Raw genomic sequence first — 1,393 nt, 5'->3', positions numbered from 1 at the left:
AAGGGCTCTGTCAGCCAGCGCAGCCAGTCGCGAAAGGCCGGGCTCAGTTGCACCGCTGGCTCGAACCCAATCCGGGATCCCACCTGCGGCAAGTCCGCCGGATGCTGGCCTGTCAGCAGGTGAATCAGCGTGGCGCCTAGGCTGTAGAGATCGGAGGCAGGCACAGTTCTGCCGCCAAATTGCTCTAGGGGTATGTAGCCGTAGCTCCCCACCACGGTGTAGGATCCCTGCTCCCGCGGCCCAGCCGCCTGCACCGAGCCAAAATCCACCAGGTACACCTGCCCGTCGGCTGCCAACAGAATGTTGCTGGGCTTGAGATCCCGGTGGATGACCGGCGGGTGGAGCTCATGGAGGTAAATGAGGATGCGCAGCAGCTTTTGCGCTAGGTCGCGCACCTCCGGCTCGGCAAAACGCCGCCCTCGCTCCATCCACTCCTGCAGCGAGGGGGCGTCGATGTAGCTTTGCACCAGCGCCAGGCCGCGCCCCCCTTTCAGGGCAATTTCAAAGCAATCGCGGTACTGGGGAATGGCCGGGTGGGAGAGAGTTTGCAGGATCTGGGCTTCTCGCTCAAACAGCTTCAGGTCGGCCCAGTTGAAATCCGGCCCGAATAGGATTAGCTTGATGACAACCGGTTCTGAGGTGAGGAGATCCCGCGCTAGGTAGGTGTGTCTACCGCTACGCTTGCTCAGCCGCCGCTCGAGTTGATACCGCTGCCGCCAAACTGGACGCTCTGAAGCCATCTCTCCTCGCTCAAGCACCCCGTTTGCTCAGCTCCATAGTAGCTCTAGGACAGGGATCCCCTCGGGGTCAGAAATTTGTTCTGGGAGACAGAATCAATGGGATTCCTGGAAAGCCTATCCAACAGCTTTCCCAAAACGGGCAGGATATGCTGGCGAGGGATCCCTGGTTCTCTACCGAGTCTCCCCTGGCCCCTCCGCCTGTTTCCCCACCTACTACCAGGGCTTTCTCCCCAAGCCAGCCTGGAGGAGATCAAAGCCGCTTACCGTCGGCGGGTGCGCGAGATTCACCCAGCTCGTCTGCCTGCCGACTTCCCCGAAGGGTTGCAGCAATTGGCCCAGCGAGATACCACGTCCCTCAGCAATAGCCAGCAACGCTGAGTCTACATCTCAGCCTCCTCCCCCAGCCCTCCCCCTTGCCAAAGCCGGCTGTGACCTCTGCTGCTTGGCTTGCGCTCTTGAGTGCCGGCTGGAGGGGGGCTGCTCTCTGTTTGGCAAGTTTGGCCCTCTGGAATGTCCTCAGCCCGGCCCAAGGTTTGGATGTGGCCAGCAAAACGGTTGTTGTTGGCACCTCTCAGTTTCTCGGCAATGCGGATCCTTCTCTGGCAGCCTCCTCTGTCCCCCCAGACATCCGACACGGGCAACGCCCTAGAAGG

The 1,393-nt window shown here is 61.2% G+C and carries 2 protein-coding genes; one reads left to right on the top strand and one right to left on the bottom strand.

Features of this window, described 5'->3' with window-relative positions:
- On the bottom strand, window positions 1–740 hold a 740-nt coding region (locus NW863_RS10165), incomplete at its 3' end, for a serine/threonine protein kinase (RefSeq protein WP_414366125.1).
- Between the two features lie 96 nt (window positions 741–836).
- Between NW863_RS10165 and NW863_RS10160 the strand changes: the two genes are divergently transcribed.
- Window positions 837–1,118, top strand: coding sequence for a J domain-containing protein (locus tag NW863_RS10160; protein ID WP_414347365.1), 282 nt, complete (start codon window positions 837–839; stop codon window positions 1,116–1,118).
- The last annotated feature ends 275 nt before the right edge of the window (window positions 1,119–1,393 follow it).

The organism is Synechococcus sp. B60.1 (assembly GCF_047462555.1).
Lineage (GTDB): Bacteria > Cyanobacteriota > Cyanobacteriia > Thermostichales > Thermostichaceae > Thermostichus.
Note: the sequence above shows the minus strand (reverse complement) of the source record. Positions and strands in the feature narration are given on the sequence as shown.

Bases quoted from the DNA above. Each gene is read 5' to 3' on its own strand.
- NW863_RS10160 (WP_414347365.1), top strand. From the start codon at position 837: ATGGGATTCCTGGAAAGCCTATCCAACAGCTTTCCCAAAACGGGCAGG.